The organism is Bizionia paragorgiae, from assembly GCF_900107625.1.
GTDB classification, from domain to species: Bacteria; Bacteroidota; Bacteroidia; order Flavobacteriales; family Flavobacteriaceae; genus Bizionia; species Bizionia paragorgiae.
Genome location: NZ_FNQK01000007.1, coordinates 43,869 through 62,283, shown reverse-complemented (window position 1 = coordinate 62,283; position 18,415 = coordinate 43,869). Strand labels below are relative to the sequence as shown.

Below are 18,415 nucleotides of genomic sequence, written 5' to 3'. Positions count from 1 at the left end.
AAGTTAATAGTATAACTTTAAGATAAACCGTAATTTTGCACAAAATTTAAAAACAACAACAATCAATCTAACAAAATGAAGAACACAATCAAATTTTTGTTTTTTGCAGTGACGCTAATGTTGTCTGCTAACACAATGGCTCAGAGTATTGTAACAGGTACTGTTCTAGACCCTGAGACCAACGAACCTTTACCTGGGGTAAATGTTATTGAAGCAGGTACAACCAATGGAGTATCTACGGATTTCGACGGGTATTTTAACATTGTTACTAAGGCAAAGGAAGCTAAAATAGTTATTTCTTATGTGAGTTACTTAACTCAAGAGTTTACGGTATCTGAAAGCACAGATTTAGGAAACATAGTATTGTCTCCTAGTGAATTCGGATTAGAAGAAGTAAATATTATGGCCTCTGTCGCTGTAGATAGAAAAACGCCGGTAGCTGTATCTACAATTAAAGCAGCCGATATAGAATTAAAACTAGGAACTCAAGAGTTTCCTGAAGTTTTAAAATCTACACCTGGGGTTTACGCGACTAAATCAGGAGGTGGATATGGAGATGGACGTATTAACTTACGCGGTTTTCAATCTGAAAATGTTGCCGTTATGATTAACGGTGTTCCAGTTAATGACATGGAAAATGGACGTGTGTATTGGAGTAATTGGGCTGGTTTAGGTGATGTTACGAGTTCTATGCAAGTACAAAGAGGGCTTGGAGCTTCTAAAGTTGCGGTGCCTTCTATAGGAGGAACAATTAATATTATTAGTAAAACTACAGATGCGGAAGAAGGAGGTAATATTTATACAACCTTGGCAAATGACGGTTATAAAAAATTCGGTTTTACATATTCTACAGGATTAATGGAAAATGGTTTTGCCGCTACAGTATCGGGATCTAAAACTGATGGAGAAGGTTATGTAGATGGTACACAGTTTAATGCAGCTTCTTATTTTTTAAATGTATCTAAAGAAATAAATAATGATCATAAATTGTCTTTTACTGCTTTTGGAGCAAAACAACGTCATGGTCAAAGACAAAATAGAAACACAATTGAGACGTATAAGCAAAGTGAAAGAGGTAAAAAATTTAACCCAGATTGGGGTTATAAAAATGGAGAGGTAACTCATGTTGAGGATAACTTTTATCATAAACCGCAAATTTCTTTAAACCACTATTGGTCAGTCAACGATAAAACATCTGTTTCTACAGCAGCATACGCTTCTTTCGGTTCTGGAGGTGGTGGTGGAACTGCTGGAGATGCTAGGTCTAAATTTGATTTATCAAGTTCAGATTACAGAATTGGAAATTTAGGTCCTATCGATTTAGATAAAATTGTTGATGAAAATATTGCTAATGGAGCTAATGGTTCTACAGCAGCGTTAAGGGCGTCAAGAAATGACCATGTTTGGTACGGTGTATTATCGACATTAAAAACAGACTTAAATGATAATTTAGTACTTCTAGGTGGTCTTGACTACAGAAACTATAAAGGAATTCACTTTCAAGAAGTAACAGACTTATTAGGTGGGCAGTATTTAGCAGATGATAGTAACGTGAATAATCCTAATGCAGCATTGCAAGTTGGAGATAAAAGAAGTTATTACAATGAAGGTTTAGTAGGATGGTATGGAGCATTTACACAGTTAGAATACTCTAAGGATGCATTATCAACTTTTATTTCGCTTTCTGCTTCAAACACTTCATATAGAAGAGTTGATTATTTTAATTATTTGGACAGTGATCCATTACAAGAAACTGACCGTTATAACTTTTTTGGTTATGGTGTAAAAGGTGGAGCTAACTATAACATCGATGATAATCATAATGTATTTGCTAACGTAGGCTATTTTGAAAAAGCGCCACTATTTGATGCGGTATTTACACAGTTTGATAACGAACATATTATTGATGATGCAGAAAATCAGAAAATTACTAGTTTTGAGTTAGGATATGGGTTTAGATCTGAAAAAATAACTGCAAATATTAATGTTTATAGAACGATGTGGAAAGACAGGTCGGAAACGGTATCGTTTGATCAGCCAGATGGTACGTTTGCATCGGCAAATGTTTTAGGAGTAAACGCAATACATCAAGGAGTAGAAATAGACGTGAAATATAGAGCTACAGATAAATTAACCTTAAGCGGAGTGGCTTCTTTAGGAGATTGGAAATGGGATAATAATATTGAAAATGTTCAAATATTTAATGATGACCAACAACTTGTACAAACAGTAAATCTATATATTGAAGATTTACATGTTGGGGATGCTGCTCAGACAACTTTTGCTTTAGGTGCTGATTATAAACTTGCTCCAAAAACAAGATTTATTATAGATTATAATTATTTCGCAAACTTATATGCAGATTTTGACCCTAGCGATAGAAATGATATTACTTATACTAAAGATGCGTGGGAGGTTCCTGCTTTTGGTATTTTTGATACTGCTTTGAGTCACGGGTTTGAATTTGGAAGTTTTGATGCCAAACTAACAGGTAGAGTAAATAATGTTTTTGATACTGAATATGTGTCCGATGCTTTTGACGGTGCTAATTCAGATGCTCAAACTTCTACAGTATATTATGGTTACGGAAGAACGTTTAGTGTTGGACTGAAACTAGAATTTTAAAAAAAAAATTAAATAAAATGAAGAAAATTATTTATTTATTGGCAATTGTGGGTGTTTCGGTTTTAACTGGATGTAACCCATTAGATGATATTAATGCTGAAATCGATGCACAAGCAAATCCGGTAGTTGGAGACGACGAGTATACTTTGGTTTCTGAAGATTATGCTGGACTTGTAGAGCAAGGGGCAGGTGAAGAAGTTGATTATTACGAGACTTTTGAAGCATTTAGCTCTGTTGAAGACGCTGAAATAATGTTACCTCCATTTTTAAGTAATAAATATCCGCTATGGGGGCAAGGATCTTCTGTTCTAGTTAACTTTAATTTATATGATGGTAACCCTTCAGACGTGTCAACTTACGTTAATGCGGATACTTATGAATTTGAATCCAACGATTATCCAACAGCTGATGCAAACGCCTTTTATCCTAATGAAAATCCAGATGAAACTGTAGGAAACGTTTTACTTAATGCAATACCTTCTCCTGAAGTAGGAGATGTCATTCGAGTACAATACAAACAATTTACTGAAGAACCAGTTGTTGGCTTTGCGCCAATAATTGAGTATACGTTTGCAGACTCATTTGAAGGTTGGACAATAGAAGAAGAGTCTGGGGTTGAGGATGTTTGGACTTCAAATACGCAATATGTTCAAGGAAATGGCTATGTAGGAGTCTCTACCGCTAACGAAGAATGGTTAGTATCTCCAGAAATAGATTTAACATCAGAAACCGGTGTTAAATTTCAAATAGCTCACGCTGTTAAATATGCAGACGATCCTTCGTTGCTTAAAATTCTTGTTTCTACAGATTATTCAGGAGATGTTTTAACCGCAACATGGGATGAAATTACACTAGCAACAGCGCCAGGAGTAGATACTTTAGATCCTTCTGAAGATTATGATTTCTCGACTTATGATGGTCAGACAGTAAATATTGCACTAAAATACGAGTCAACAATTACTGATTCAGGACGATGGAGAGTAGGATCTTTAGCTATTAAGACCATTGGTATAGAGGGAGACACCTTGTCATTATCTGATTTCTATCAGTTTACTGAAGGTGGTGAATGGGAACTTGTAAATAATGTGAAGTATTTAACTTCTGCAGATTATGACTCTATGGGAGAAAATTCAGGGCAACCAGGACAATATAACAACTTCAGTGGGTCTGTTTCACCTAATGATTACTTACCTACGTTTTTAGATATTAATTATCCTTTTGCTCAAGAAGAAGATTCTATTTATGTATTGTTTAAATACTATGGAGGAAGTAGTGTTGGTACGGTTACAAAAGGAAATTTATATACTGTGGTTAACGGAGTTTGGACACCAAGTGTTGCTTCTATTCAATTTGGTTTTGATAATGGAGTATGGGTTCCAGATAATACTGTTAAATACACTTTAGTTGGAGCTAATTACTCTTATATTGCTTCTCAGTTATTAACAACTGAAGGTTATGAGGCGGCTGCAGCTAATTTGGATTCTTACGGTAATTTTAATAGAGGAACAGGAGCCTCAGGTTGGAGTGATGATATGGTTTTAAATGCCATGGCAATTTTATTAGATAACCTGTATCCTGACGCAGAAGAAGGTCAAAAATACTTATTGACATATAATATTTATTCTGGTGGAAATGCAGAAGAAAGTATGCATCTTATTAAGCAAGATGGCGAATGGGTTAGATACCTTAATAACTAACGATTATAATCGTATTTATAAAAAACCGCTTCATTATTATGAAGCGGTTTTTTTATGACTAATAATTATTACATTTGCTTAACATAATCAAAATTTAAAAATATGTATACAGTAGTAAAAGATCTTCACTCGTATTGGGCCTATTTAGTGGTAATCATGGTAGTGGTAGGAACAGTAAATGCACTCGTTAAGTTTTTTGGTAAAAAGGAATACGGAAATAACGATTTTAGAATTGCTTTATTTACCCTAATTGTAACTCACATTCAATTATTAATTGGTCTGGTGTTGTACTTTACCTCGCCTCTAGGATTAAGCAATATTACCGCTAATGGTATGGGCGGTTTAAATGCGCCTATGCGTTTGTTAGCTGTAGAACACCCGTTTGTAGGTATTTTAGCAGTGATTTGTATTACTGTTGGGTACTCTAAACATAAAAAGAAATTGAGCTCGACGGCTAAATTTAAGCCCTTAGCTATTTTTTATACGATAGGTTTACTTTTAATATTATCTAGGATTCCATGGAGTAACTGGATGTAATTCTCAAAAATAAAGTATAAAAAAAAGGAGCTTGAATTACCATTCAAGCTCCTTTTTTTATTGTAAGAAATAGATTTTACTCCACTTCTTTAATTAAATAAATATACACAGGAAAGTGGTCACTATAGCCTCCAGAAAAACCACCGTCGGCGAAACTTCTAAAAGGGTATCCTTTATAACGGCCTGTAGTATTAATTAAGTAGTTCTTATTAAAGATCCCCGCTTTATAAAATTTAAAGCTATCATAACCGTCTTCAATAAAAGGTTTTGTTACCATCATTTGGTCAAATAAACTCCAACTGTCGCGATAAGCATTAGATCCTAGTCCTTTTTTAAATAAATCAATCATTGGGTTATAAATTCCTTTGAACTCAACATTTTTCTTCTTTCTTTCCGCTTGTAATACATCGGTAATACTAGCATTAGTAGGGTTGTCATTTAAATCTCCCATAATAACCACTTTAGAGTAAGGGTCTATAGCTTGTAAAGAATCTACAATGCGTTTGCTTAGTTTTGCTGCAGCGACACGTTTCCATCGACTACGAGCTTCACCACCACTACGAGACGGCCAGTGATTTACAATAAAGTGCATGGTTTCACCATCTAATTTCCCTGTAACTAAAAGTTGGTCTCTTGTGTAAACACGTTTTCTTGAAGCGTCATCAAAAATCTTTAAAGTGTGTGAACTTTTAGAAATAGGTTGAAATAATGCTTTTTGATACATTAACGCCACATCAATCCCACGTCTGTCTGGTGATTCAAAATGTACAATTCCATAGTCTTTATTAAGAAGCGCAGGGTCGTTAGCTAAGTCCTCGATAACTTTTCTGTTTTCAACTTCAGAAATACCTATAACAGCAGGTGAGTTTCCAGTGTCTTCCCTTCCGATGTCTGCGATAACTTTTGCCATATTGCGCACTTTATTTTTGTAAACACCTTCGCGGTCTGCGTTGATTTCCATAATCGGACTCGCTTCATCGTTTTTTGTGGTGTCATCTACCGTATCAAATAAGTTTTCGACATTGTAGAAAGCCACAGTGTGGATTTTATACTTTTTGCTTTCTTGAGCGTTAACCCCTAAAAATGTTGAGATTAAGAATGCCGAAAGCAGTACTTGAATTTTTTTCATGAATTTGAATGTTATGTTAAAGTTATTATGAATTACAAAACTCCTGCCAAAAGTAGATATTTATTATAAATAATGTAAATTTGCAGACCTTAAATAATTGTTATTTAAGGTAAAGACTATTATTAACTATTATTTCTATTATGAAAAAAAGTTTATTTATTTTTTTATTTGGATTAATTTCATCTTTTTCTGTGCTCGCTCAGGAGACAGTTGTTAGAGGTGGCGTTAAAGACGCAGTAACAGATGAGGCTATTCCAGGTGTGACAATCGCAATTGAAGGAACAGAGTTAAAAGAGCAAACAGATGGTTTCGGACAGTTTGTTTTTAAATCGGCAGTTCCTTTTGGAGAGCAAATGCTTAAAATTTCGAAATCAGGATTTCTTCCTAAAAGATATCCTATTGTAGTAAATGAAGGACAGACTCTAAACATTCAAGATATGACTCTTGAGGTTGATAAAGGGAGTCAATCAGATTTATTTACAATTACACTATCTGATGACGAATTAAATGATGACACCGGTGGTTCTGATAATATTTCAGGATTACTATCGTCTTCAAAAGACGTTTTTCAACGTACTGCAGCTTTCGAGTTTAGCTCTTCTTTCTTTAGAGTAAGAGGTTTAGATTCAGATAACGGTACGGTATTAATTAATGGTATCGAAATGAATAAATTCGACACAGGGCGTCCGCAATGGAGTAACTGGGGAGGATTAAATGACGTTGTTAGAAACCAAGAGTTTACTTCTGGTTTAAAACCATCAACTTATAATTTTGGAGGGGTTTTAGGATCTACCAATATTATTACAAGAGCATCTTCTTATAGAGAAGGTGGTCGTATTACTTACTCGTCTTCTAACCGTAGCTATACAAACCGTCTTATGGCGAGCTATGCTTCTGGATTAATGGAAGATGGATGGGCTTATACTATTATGGCAGGAAGACGTTGGGGTAATGAAGGGTATCAAGATGCTACACTTTATGATTCTAATTCATTCTTTGCTTCTGTAGAAAAGAAAATTAACGAGAAACACAGCATTAACTTCACCTCTATTTATGCGCCAAACAGACGTGGTAAATCTTCTGCAAATACTCAAGAAGTTTACGATTTAAAAGGTATTAAATATAATGAGTACTGGGGGTATTTAGACGGTGAGAAGAAAAACTCTCGTATTAAAGAAGTGGAAGAGCCTATTCTTATGTTAAATCATTTTTGGGATATCTCTGATAAAACAAGCTTAAATACAAATATTGGTTACCAATTTGGTAAAATAGGGAATAGCCGTTTAGATTATCCTGGTGGAGCTAACCCAAGTCCAGCTTACTACCAAGATTTACCAAGCTACGCTTTAGGTGATCCTGATGGTCCAGATTATGGTGCTGCTTATGTTGCAGAGCAAAATTTTATAAACAACGGACAAATTGATTGGGACCGTATTTTTGATGCTAACCTTACCAACAATATTAGTGGTAATTATGCTGCGTATTCATTATATGAAGACAGAACAGATGATAAGCAATGGACATTCAACTCTATTTTAACATCAGAAATTAACGAAAACATTATTCTTAATGCATCGCTTAATTACAAGAAATTAAAATCTGAAAACTTTGCTGAAATCATCGATCTATTAGGAAGCACTAACGGTGTTCTTAATGTAGATTCTTTTAGTAACAGCCCATTTGATGAAAATAATCCTGATGCTGTAGCCTTTGAAGGTGATAAGTTTAGATACAACTATAATTTATTTGCTAATGAATTAGCAGGTTATGCGCAAGCACAATTTAAATACAGTAAGGTTGATTTTTATTTAGCAGCAAGCGTATCTAAAACAGATTACCAAAGAGAAGGTTTATACAAAAACGGAAATCAAAGCATTTCTGTTGATGGTGTTTTAATAAACAACTCATATGGTAAAGGAGATAAAATTGAATTTACTGGATTTGGTGGTAAAGCCGGATTAACTTATAAATTAACTGGGAAGCACTTATTCGATGTTAATGCAGGGTATATTACTCAAGCTCCAAGCATTAGAAATACGTTTACAAACTCTAGAGAGAGTCATGATTATATAGGTGTTATTAATGGCAAGAAGAGTAACGATATTAGCATTACAGAAGAGAAAATTTCTTCTTTAGACTTAAGTTATATTTTCCGTTCTTCTATAGTTAATGCTAAATTAACAGGGTTCTATACTAAAATCGAAGATGCTAACGAAGTATCATTCTTCTTTACACAAGGTAGTTCTACAGGATTTATCCAAGAGGTTTTAGCGGGTGTCGATAAACAACACATCGGTGCAGAGCTAGGTCTTGAAGCACAAGTAACGCCAACAATCAAATTAAAGGGTGCTGCTTCTGTAGGGCAATATACTTATGCTAATGATCCGTCATTATATATTACTTCAACTTCAGATGATTTTGTTGGTCAAGACGAACAAGGAAATCAAACTAACTTATCTGGTACACAATTAAGAACAGCGAACTTAAAAGACTATAAAGTAGCTGGTGGACCACAGCGTGCTTACTCTGTAGGTTTCGAATATAGAGATCCTGACTTCTGGTGGTTTGGTGCAACAGCAAACTTTTTTACAAACACTTATATCGATGTGAGTCCATTAGCAAGATCTGAAGAGTTTTACTTAGATGCAGACGGAATTCCTTATAACGATTATAACGAAGACATTGCTAGAGATTTATTAAAACAAGAGAAGTTTGACGACTATATGGTTGTTAACTTAGTAGGTGGTAAATCTTGGAAAGTAGGAGATAAATATGTTGGCTTTTTTGCTAGTGTAGGAAACCTATTAGATAAAAAATACAAAACTGGTGGTTTTGAGCAAGGTAGAACAGCAGATTACAGAGCTTTAAAAGAAGATGTTGGAAGTCCGAAAAGAACTTTTGGATCTAAATACTGGTATGGTCGTGGTACCAATTATTTCGTAAATGTGTATCTTAGGTTCTAAAAGAAAAGAAAAATTAAAAAAACATTAATAATTATATTATGAAAACGAATAAATTTTTAACATTAATATTAAGTTTTGTAGCTGTATTTGCTATGACATCTTGTGTCGAAGACGACGATTTTACTGTACCTTCTAGTTTAGGTAATGAAGAGAATGCAGCATTGGTAGAGTTATTAGAAACTAGTACAGAAGTTGATATGGCTTATGTACAAGGTTTATATACATCTGGTACAGCTCCAGAGCAAATTGCAGCTGATATTTATGTAAAAGGTTATGTGTCATCTTCTGATGCTACAGGAAACTTTTACAAAGAATTTTATATGCAAGATACACCTTCTAACCCAACGAAGGCTTTAAAAATTATTGTAAGTCAGTCAGATACTTATAACCAATTTAATAAAGGTAGAGAAGTATATATCAACCTTAAAGGATTATATGTTGGTGAAGAAAGAGTAGGAAATGGCGTTTATACAATTGGTGGATCTGTTGAAACGGACCAATTCGGAACAACTGTACAACAGTTAGATGAGCACCAAGTAGAGACTAAAATATTACGTTCTGGTACAACTGCTGATATGATTCCTTTACCTAAAACATTTTCTTCTATTAACGGTTCTAACGTAGGTATGTTAGTAAGTGTAGATAATGTAGAGTTTGCTGATGACCTTGCTGGAAAAGCATACTTCGATCCAAACGAGTCTTATGATACACAAAGAACAATGCAAGCATGTGAGGGTCTTTCTTATGCAACGTTTCAATTAGAAACAAGTTCTTTTGCTTCTTTTAAACAAGAGCCTTTACCAATTAAAAACGGAACAATTTCGGCAGTAGTTGTAAAAACATTTGATGGAAGTCAAGTGGTAATGGCATTAAACTCAATTAATGATGTAAACTTTACAGATGCGCGTTGTTCATTATTAGATCCAACAGATTTTACAGAAATATTCTCTGAAGATTTTGAAACTATGGCAGCTAACCAAAGCATTAACGCCAACGGATGGACTAACTATATTGAAGCAGGAAACAGAGATTGGAGAGTTGTTGTAACTACCGATTCTGGAAACCCAGGAAGTCAAGTCGCTAGTTTCGGAGCTTATAACTCTGGAGATGTACAAAATATAAGCTGGTTAATCACTCCAGGAGTAGATTTGGATGCCTCTGATTATGAGTTTTTATCTTTTGAAACGTCTAATAGTTTCTCTGATGGTAGTGAGTTAGAATTATACATTTCTACAGATTGGAATGGTGTTGAGGCAGATGTTGCTAATGCAACGTGGATGCCTTTAAGTGGTACAATTGTTTCAGATGGTACATTTTACCAAGATTGGATAAGTTCAGGATCAATAGATCTATCTAGTTATAGCGGAACTGCTCATGTTGCTTTTAAATATGTTGGTGGTGGAGATGCAGGTATCGACGGTACTTATGAATTAGATAATGTTTCAATAGTAGCGAACTAAGATTTTATAAAATAAATTACCTATTTTTAAAACCTGCTAGTAAACGCTAGCAGGTTTTTTTATTTTTATATGTATGACAATTATTGAACAGTTTTTCTTTTCCGTTTTTAGCCATTTTAAAGGCCAGTATAAACAAAAAGCTAATGATATTGCTTTAGTCTATGTCTCTGTATTAGAAATCTCTATTGCGTTTCTGCTAGGGTGCTTTTTTGCTGCCTTCTTGAGTCAAATGAATACAGAACTGATGTCTAGCGGCAAAGCGTGGACCTTATTTGTTTTAGTAGGGATCGGTATTTATTTTAAAAACTGGATAAAATACGGCGGTAAGAAACGAAAGGAAATGAATGCTAAACACAATAGAAAGAAAACAGTAGAACACAATGTTGTAGTACTTCTACTGCTTCCTTTTATTTGTATTGGTTTTGGTCTGCTTTTACTTCAAGCAGTTTAATTAGTCCTTTTATTTTTTGTGTAGTTGCAATTGGATGCGTTTTCTTGCGACATCAACTTCCAATACTTTGACAATGATTTGTTGATGTAAATGCACGTGTTCATTAACGTCCTTTACAAAGCTATCACTTAAATTAGAAACGTGAATGAGTCCGCTTTCTTTGATACCTACATCTACAAAACACCCAAAGTTGGTAATATTATTCACTATACCAGGAAGCAATTGACCTTCCTGTAGGTCGGTTATTGTTTTTATGTTTTGATTAAAAGTGAAAACTTTGGCTTGTTCGCGAATATCTAAACCAGGTTTTTCTAATTCTTTAACGATATCTTCTAGGGTTAATAGTCCTACAGCATCTGAACAGTATTTTTTTAAGTCCACTTGTTTTAATACTTCCGAATTACCAATAAGTTCTTTTACCGTGACGTTTAAATCTTTAGCCATAGCTTTTACTATCGCGTAACTTTCGGGGTGTACGGCAGAATCATCTAAGGGGTTTTTAGCGCCTTTTATTCTTAAAAACCCAGCACTTTGCTCGAACGCTTTATCACCTAATCGGGCGACTTTTTTAATCTCTTTTCGTGAAGAAAAGCTTCCTGTTTCTTCGCGATATTTCACTATGTTTTCTGCTAATTTTGGTCCGATGCCAGATACATAACTCAATAAACTTTTACTCGCGGTATTAATATTTACACCTACCGCATTTACACAGTGTTCTACAGCGGCGTCTAACGACTTTTGAAGTTGAGTTTGGTCCACATCGTGTTGGTATTGTCCTACACCTATAGATTGTGCATCAATTTTAACGAGCTCGGCTAAAGGGTCTTGTAAACGGCGTCCAATAGATACCGAACCGCGTACCGTAACATCATAATTCGGGAATTCCTCACGTGCTATCTTAGATGCCGAGTAGATACTCGCACCTGCTTCGCTAACGACAAATACTTGAATGTCATTTTTAAAATGTATTTTTCTAATTAAGGCTTCCGTCTCTCGAGATGCAGTACCATTACCAATCGCAATAGCTTCTATTTTATAGGCATCAGCCAAAGATCTTATTTTCTTCATGGCGCCGATGCTATCATTTTTTGGTGCGTGCGGATAAATGGTCTCATTGTGTTCCAACTGGCCCTGTGCACCTAAACAGACTAGCTTACAACCGGACCTAAACCCGGGGTCTATGGCTAGCACGCGTTTTTCTCCCAAGGGAGAACCTAATAAAAGCTGTCTTAAGTTTTTTGAAAATACGGAAATAGCAGAAGTGTCCGCAAGGGCCTTTGCTGCTTGTAAGGCTTCGTTAGCTAACGAGGGGTATAATAATCGCTTGTAAGCATCAGTCACGGCTAATTCGATGTGATCGGCACAGCTGTTTTTTGAACGGATTAGGCGCGATGCTATGTGTTGTGTTGCCCGTTCGTGGTCGATGTCTATTTTAACGCGAATAAAACCTTCTTTTTCGGCTCTTAGTATAGCAAGGAGCCTATGCGAGGGAATGCGGCTTAGGGCCTCTTCCCAATCGAAATAATCCCTGAATTTTTGTGCTTTCTCCTCGTCTTTCTTGGTTTTAATAACTGCAGTGGCTATTTGTGCATGGCGTTCTAATTGCTGACGAATCGCATGTCTGATGTCGGTACGTTCATTTATCCACTCCGCAATGATATGGCGAGCACCTTCCAAAGCATCTTCAATAGATTGTATATCTTGCCTTACATATTTGTAAGCAATAGCTTCTAAATCGGAGGTGTTTTGGCTCATAATAATTTTAGCCAAGGGTTCTAAACCTTTATTTCTAGCCGTATCGGCTTTGGTTTTTCGCTTTTTCTTAAAAGGCAAATACAGGTCTTCTAGAATGATCAAATTGTTGGCGGACTCAATCTGTTCTTTTAGGGCAGGCGTTAAGTCGTTTTGATCTTCTAAGGTTTTTAAAATAGTGGCCTTACGTTTTTCTAAGGCTTCAAATTCTTCTTTGTATTTTACTATATCACCAATTTGTACTTCATCTAAGTTTCCGGTGTGCTCCTTTCTATAGCGAGAAATAAAAGGTATAGTACATGCCTCGTTAAGTAATTGTACGGTGTTTTTAACACTACTTTCCGGTAATTGTGTCTGTGTTGAAATGTATTTAATTAGCATAAAAAAAGCCTTATACTTTTAAGTTGTATAAGGCTTGTAATATATCTATCTCGAAGTAAAAATCCGAGAAAAATTGTAAAGAAGTCTAGTTTTCTCCTGTTTCTTTTTTAGCGTCTTCGATCATTTTTTCATTCGGTAAAATAGCAACATTTACACGGCGGTTTTTAGCTCTACCTTCAGCAGTGGAGTTGTCGTGTGTAGGCTGATTTTCACCATACCAGTTGGTAGTAAAACGACCGCTGCTTAAACCTTTACCTGTTAAGTAATTCGTTACAGCGTAAGCTCTGTTTTTAGACAGAGTCATATTATAGGTTTCAGCACCTGCACTATCAGTATGCCCTACTACTAATATATTAGTATCAGGATACTCCTTAAACACATTTGCTAACTTGTCTAAAGTGGCTTGTGAAGCAGCGTTAATGTTGTATTTCTCAGTGGCAAAGTACACACCACTATTTTCATCGAAAGTAACAACAATACCATCGTCTACACGTTCTACTTGAGCGCCAGGAATCTCTTCTTCAATCTTTTGAGCTTGTTTATCCATTTTGCTACCAATAAGGACACCGGCACCACCACCAACAACACCTCCAATAACAGCACCTAATTCGCCGTTACCTCCTTTTCCAATGTTGTTACCAAGAATAGCACCAATAACGGCACCACCAGCAGCACCAATAGCACCACCTTTTTGCTTATTATTAGCATTTTTAACCGCTGTACAGCTCGATACACTAAATACTAGTGACACAGCAAATACGGCAATAATTGATTTTTTAAATATTGATTTCATAGTGTTTTTTATAGTTTTGTAAAGTTCATATTAATAGTGAAAGGGCTCCCGTCTACAGACACCGTTTGTTGCCATTGCATGGTGCTTTCCGATAGTTGAGACAAGCGTAATCTAAATCCAGCATTGTCCGGGCTTTTACCTTTTTCGTCAGTCGGTTTTAATAAAAAGTGATACAAACCGGTATTCGCATCGACTTCTTGAATCGTAAAATTAAAATAACGATCTCCCGTAGCACAATTGGCGTTAGCTATACTGTAAATACCCGTGTTGTTGTTTGGAACAAAAGACCAAGTACTTTGCTCAAAACACGCTTTAGACGCATCGTTTAACAAGGTAATGGCATAGGTGCCTGTCTTATCGTAATTAACCGAGTTTAAAACCCAGTTTCCTTTAATTTCTTTTTTGGATTGGCGGACTACCTTAGAGGATCCACAACCAACCAAAAATACAAGTAATAATAAAAATGATAGTTTTTTCATAAGTTGTAATGGTTTATTGGAATGTACGAAATTTAACATAATTTGGATGTGTGTAATGTCATAAATAAACGTTAATTGACTATTAAAGATATTATAAAATTATGACATATAAAAGATAAAAAAAGACCTCATAAAAACATATGAGGTCTTAAATTTAAAGGTTTATAAAACTTAACTAAATTAATATTCGAATCTGCTTAAGGTGGTTTAACTAATTTGTAAACCATTAGTTGCATTGGTATCATCTGGGTTTACAAATACCAGTTTGCCTTCTGCGTTTTCTGTCATTAAAATCATACCTTCACTAGTCACTCCACGAAGTGCTCTTGGTGCTAGGTTGACCAAAACAGTAACTTGTTTTCCAATAATTTCTTCGGGTTTAAAACTTTCAGCGATTCCAGAAACAATGGTTCTAACATCGATTCCTGTATCTACTTTTAAGACCAGTAGTTTTTTAGCTTTCGGCATTTTTTCTGCCTCTAAAATGGTCCCCACTCTAAGATCTAATTTTGTAAAATCATCAAATGAAACAATTTCTTTTTGAGGTTCAACTACTTTATTCGCGGCTTCATTTGCTTTTTTGCTGGCTTCTAATTTCTCGAGCTGCGCTTCAATCTCACAATCTTCAATCTTACTGAATAGTAACTCGGCTTTACCAATGGCGTGTCCCGCTGCGATAAATTCATTTTTAGTAGAAATATCTTCCCAAGAATTATTAATTGATGAATCGGCAGAGCCAATATTTAATATCGTTTTTAGCTTTGTAGAAGTAAATGGTAAAAACGGTTCGCTTAATGTCGCTAAAGCTGAAGCGATTTGTAAAGCTACATACATGATGGTTTTAACGCGCTCTTCGTCCGTTTTAATCAATTTCCAAGGTTCTTCATCGGCTAAATATTTATTACCTAAACGCGCTAGATTCATTAACTCTTGACTCGCTTCTCTAAAACGGTAGCGTTCTATAGAGCTTGAAATTACCGATGGATAGGCTTTTACAGCGGCTAGTGTTTCTTCATCAATTTCCGAAAACGTATTTGGCGCAGGAATTGTCCCATCGTAGTATTTATTAGTTAAAACCACCACGCGGTTAATAAAATTACCAAAAATGGCTACAAGCTCGTTGTTGTTTCTTGCTTGGAAATCTTTCCATGTAAAATCGTTGTCTTTTGTTTCTGGAGCATTGGCCGTTAAAGCATAACGTAAAACATCTTGCTTGTCGGGGAAGTCTTGTAGGTATTCTGGTAACCAAACAGCCCAGTTTTTTGAGGTCGATAATTTCTTGCCTTCTAAATTTAAAAACTCATTGGCAGGTACGTTATCTGGTAAAATATAACTGCCTTCTGCTTTTAACATAGCAGGGAAAATAATACAGTGAAATACAATATTATCCTTACCAATAAAGTGTACCAATTTCGTGTTATCATCTTTCCAATACGGTTCCCAGTCTTTTCCAACACGCTCTGCCCATTCTTTAGTCGCAGAAATATAGCCAATAGGTGCATCGAACCAAACGTAAAGGACTTTACCTTCGGCCCCTTTTACAGGAACAGGGATTCCCCAATCTAAATCTCTAGTTACTGCTCTTGGGCGTAACCCGTCGTCAATCCACGATTTTACCTGACCGTAAACATTAGGTTTCCAATCTTTTTTATGTCCTTTAAGAATCCATTCTCTTAAAAAAGATTCGTGCTTGTTTAAAGGTAAAAACCAGTGTTTGGTTTCTTTAAGTGACGGTACATTTCCAGTTATCGCCGATTTAGGATTAATAAGGTCGGTTGCATTTAAGCTCGTTCCACAACTTTCACATTGATCGCCATACGCTTCTTCGTTTCCACATTTCGGACACGTTCCTGTCACAAAACGGTCGGCTAAAAACTGATTGGCGTCAGCATCATATAACTGTTCAGTCGTTTCTTCAACAAATTCATTCTTGTTATACAGCGTAGTGAAAAACTCTGAGGCTGTATCATGATGGATTTTCGCTGAAGTACGTGAGTAATTGTCAAAAGAAATTCCAAAATCTAAAAACGATTGTTTTATAATAGCGTGGTATTTATCTACAATATCTTGCGGAGTTACCCCTTCTTTTTTTGCTTTTATAGTAATTGGAACGCCGTGTTCGTCGCTTCCACAAATAAAGGCTACATCTTTTCCTGTTAAGCGTTTAAAACGTGCGTAAATATCTGCAGGTACATACACCCCGGCAAGGTGTCCTATATGAATAGGGCCGTTAGTATAAGGTAAAGCTGCAGTAATCGTGTATCTTTTTGACATGTTGAAATCTTTATTTTGAAGCTGTAAAAGTACGCATTTTGATACCGATTTAGAAAAAAAATGTACATTTACGGTATGTCAAAATTTACACTCCTTTTTAGTCTCTGCAGTCTGTTATTCTTAATGGGAAGAATGCCCGTTGCTGCTCAAGATTTTTCATCACCAAAAAAACTAGAAACATTGATTAAACCACCCTATCTTAAAATTGGCGATTCCGTTGCTATTGTGGCCCCTTCAGGAATTTTAAAAAACAGAAAACACGAAGTTTCTATGGCTAAAGCACTATTGGAAAGCTGGGGGTTAAAGGTGGTTATTGGTAAGCATGTGTTTAATCAGGCTAATCATTTTGCTGGAACCGACAATGAGCGTTGTGAAGACTTTCAAGAGGCTTTAGATAATCCGAATATTAAAGCTATTTGGGCCGCTCGTGGGGGGTATGGAACAGTGCGAATTTTGGATAAACTGGACTATACTACATTTTTAAAAGCCCCTAAATGGGTTATTGGTTATAGTGACATAACAGCTTTGCATAACCAAATTAACACATTAGGTGTGGAAAGTTTACACGCCCTTATGGCAGTAAGTCTAGCAGAGGAACCAAGTGAGATTAAAACATCTATTGCGACTTTTAAATCTACACTTTTTGGAAATCCTTTAGCCTACACATTAAAAGGCTCGAAACACAATAAAACAGGAGCGTCTTCAGGGCAACTGGTTGGTGGGAACCTGACCCTATTGCACACGATGTTAGGCTCGGATACCAGTTTAGATATGACTGGTAAAATTTTATTTATTGAGGAAATTGGAGAGTATGCTTATCATATCGATCGCATGCTTCAAAGTTTAAAACGGGCGGGTTATTTTGAAAACTGTAAAGGTATTGTTGTGGGGGATATGAGTAAAATACGAAAAAACACCACACCTTGGGGGAAACCTATTCAGCAATTAATTTTGGATGTGGTTGCCGAATATGACTTCCCTGTAGCTTTTAATATGCCTGCAGGGCACGAAAACGATAATCGCACTTTGATACTAGGGCGAACCATTCAACTTAAAGTATCAAAAGAATCGTCTACCATTCAATTTGATGAATAAAGCATTAATACAATCGCTTTTGAAAGCCATAAAATAGGCCGGCTCCTAAAATGTATAATGCGACATCTACTATATCGGCGGTGTACCGTGGATTGTATTGTGGTAAAAGCCATTCAAAATACATCGCGTAATAGACTGTTAAGCCTATGATGGCACCTAAGGGAATAAAAATAGTATTGTTTTTTTTTGCGATTCGTACACTAGCCAAACAGGCACTAAGTACCACGGGCATACATAGGAAATCGCTAAAGTAGAAGTAAACCCATTGCGGTAATTGGACATCTCCCATTTTTGCTAAATAAATTGCTATGGCAAGGGTAGATAGTGTTAAAAATAAAGGGTGTTTTAAAATACTCACGCTGCTACAGTTGCAATTAACCAAGCGATAAACATACCAATAGCCATGATGGCCATATAAATCGATTTAAATACTTTTACTACCGCACGAACGATCCAAAATCGGTGATTTTCATATTTTTCAAAAAACGAAGGATTGTTTTCTTTTTCTATGCGTTGACGTTTTAGGCGGTCTTCTTGTTCTTTTTTGTAAGCTAATTCACGACGTTTTTGGTATGATAATACGGTACCACACTCCGAGCAATAGTCTCTGTTTTTATTATATACTCCGCAATTAGGACATTTAATATTTCGGCTAACCATAGCGACTCTTAAAAGTTAATGGTAAAGATATTAATTATAAAAGGATTTTAATCCCATGCCTATAAAATGTATGTTCCTTATAGCTCTAGCTTCCGTATTTGTCGTGTGCAATTAAATTA

The 18,415-nt window shown here is 35.7% G+C and carries 14 protein-coding genes; 7 read left to right on the top strand and 7 right to left on the bottom strand.

All coding sequences use genetic code 11. The annotated features are described in order from the left end of the window. The first annotated feature begins 75 nt into the window (after nucleotides 1-75). The 3 genes from BLV64_RS06440 to BLV64_RS06430 all read left to right on the top strand — a co-directional run bounded on the left by BLV64_RS06440 (nucleotide 76) and on the right by BLV64_RS06430 (nucleotide 4,859). Entirely contained in the window at nucleotides 76-2,625 is a 2,550-nt protein-coding gene (locus BLV64_RS06440; RefSeq protein WP_092133380.1) for a TonB-dependent receptor, read from the top strand. A gap of 17 nt (nucleotides 2,626-2,642) precedes the next feature. Then, nucleotides 2,643-4,322 carry a choice-of-anchor J domain-containing protein gene (locus tag BLV64_RS06435; protein ID WP_092133379.1) on the top strand — a complete coding sequence of 560 codons (1,680 nt, stop codon included), beginning with the start codon at nucleotides 2,643-2,645 and terminating at the stop codon, nucleotides 4,320-4,322. A 102-nt stretch (nucleotides 4,323-4,424) separates the two neighbouring features. Beyond that, the gene (locus BLV64_RS06430) at nucleotides 4,425-4,859 is read left to right on the top strand and encodes a hypothetical protein (RefSeq protein ID WP_092133378.1); all 435 of its coding nucleotides are present in this window, start codon (nucleotides 4,425-4,427) and stop codon (nucleotides 4,857-4,859) included. Between the two features lie 76 nt (nucleotides 4,860-4,935). Here the strand turns inward: BLV64_RS06430 and BLV64_RS06425 are convergent, their stop codons facing one another. Then, nucleotides 4,936-5,988: an endonuclease/exonuclease/phosphatase family protein gene (locus BLV64_RS06425; RefSeq protein ID WP_092133377.1), complete on the bottom strand. Its 1,053-nt coding sequence runs from the start codon at nucleotides 5,986-5,988 to the stop codon at nucleotides 4,936-4,938. A gap of 140 nt (nucleotides 5,989-6,128) precedes the next feature. Here BLV64_RS06425 and BLV64_RS06420 point away from each other — a divergent pair, with 140 nt between their 5' ends. The 3 genes from BLV64_RS06420 to BLV64_RS06410 all read left to right on the top strand — a co-directional run bounded on the left by BLV64_RS06420 (nucleotide 6,129) and on the right by BLV64_RS06410 (nucleotide 10,862). Continuing rightward, nucleotides 6,129-8,951, top strand: coding sequence for a carboxypeptidase regulatory-like domain-containing protein (locus tag BLV64_RS06420; protein ID WP_177165302.1), 2,823 nt, complete (start codon nucleotides 6,129-6,131; stop codon nucleotides 8,949-8,951). Nucleotides 8,952-8,989: 38 nt separating this feature from the next. Next, nucleotides 8,990-10,411 (top strand): DUF5689 domain-containing protein, encoded by a 1,422-nt coding sequence (locus BLV64_RS06415; protein WP_092133375.1) that lies wholly within the window; start codon nucleotides 8,990-8,992, stop codon nucleotides 10,409-10,411. A 73-nt stretch (nucleotides 10,412-10,484) separates the two neighbouring features. Continuing rightward, nucleotides 10,485-10,862: a hypothetical protein gene (locus BLV64_RS06410; protein ID WP_092133374.1), complete on the top strand. Its 378-nt coding sequence runs from the start codon at nucleotides 10,485-10,487 to the stop codon at nucleotides 10,860-10,862. Between the two features lie 9 nt (nucleotides 10,863-10,871). Here the strand turns inward: BLV64_RS06410 and BLV64_RS06405 are convergent, their stop codons facing one another. The 4 genes from BLV64_RS06405 to metG all read right to left on the bottom strand — a co-directional run bounded on the left by BLV64_RS06405 (nucleotide 10,872) and on the right by metG (nucleotide 16,541). Beyond that, nucleotides 10,872-12,995 (bottom strand): Tex family protein, encoded by a 2,124-nt coding sequence (locus BLV64_RS06405; protein ID WP_092133373.1) that lies wholly within the window; start codon nucleotides 12,993-12,995, stop codon nucleotides 10,872-10,874. Nucleotides 12,996-13,080: 85 nt separating this feature from the next. Next, nucleotides 13,081-13,788 (bottom strand): YiaD family glycine zipper/OmpA-like lipoprotein, encoded by a 708-nt coding sequence (locus BLV64_RS06400; protein ID WP_092133372.1) that lies wholly within the window; start codon nucleotides 13,786-13,788, stop codon nucleotides 13,081-13,083. A gap of 8 nt (nucleotides 13,789-13,796) precedes the next feature. Further along, the gene (locus tag BLV64_RS06395; RefSeq protein ID WP_092133475.1) at nucleotides 13,797-14,267 is read right to left on the bottom strand and encodes a lipocalin family protein; all 471 of its coding nucleotides are present in this window, start codon (nucleotides 14,265-14,267) and stop codon (nucleotides 13,797-13,799) included. Between the two features lie 207 nt (nucleotides 14,268-14,474). Beyond that, on the bottom strand, nucleotides 14,475-16,541 hold the full coding sequence (metG, locus tag BLV64_RS06390; RefSeq protein WP_092133371.1) for a methionine--tRNA ligase: 2,067 nt from the start codon (nucleotides 16,539-16,541) through the stop codon (nucleotides 14,475-14,477). Between the two features lie 75 nt (nucleotides 16,542-16,616). Between metG and BLV64_RS06385 the strand changes: the two genes are divergently transcribed. Then, the gene (locus BLV64_RS06385) at nucleotides 16,617-17,636 is read left to right on the top strand and encodes a S66 peptidase family protein (RefSeq protein ID WP_092133474.1); all 1,020 of its coding nucleotides are present in this window, start codon (nucleotides 16,617-16,619) and stop codon (nucleotides 17,634-17,636) included. A 4-nt stretch (nucleotides 17,637-17,640) separates the two neighbouring features. On the opposite strand, the gene BLV64_RS06380 is transcribed toward BLV64_RS06385, so the two are convergent. Together BLV64_RS06380 and BLV64_RS06375 are read right to left on the bottom strand one after the other, a co-directional pair. After that, nucleotides 17,641-17,994 carry a hypothetical protein gene (locus tag BLV64_RS06380; protein WP_092133370.1) on the bottom strand — a complete coding sequence of 118 codons (354 nt, stop codon included), beginning with the start codon at nucleotides 17,992-17,994 and terminating at the stop codon, nucleotides 17,641-17,643. Further along, entirely contained in the window at nucleotides 17,991-18,296 is a 306-nt protein-coding gene (locus tag BLV64_RS06375; RefSeq protein WP_092133369.1) for a TFIIB-type zinc ribbon-containing protein, read from the bottom strand. Before BLV64_RS06375 ends, BLV64_RS06380 begins: the two co-directional genes overlap by 4 nt. Nucleotides 18,297-18,415 lie beyond the last annotated feature (119 nt).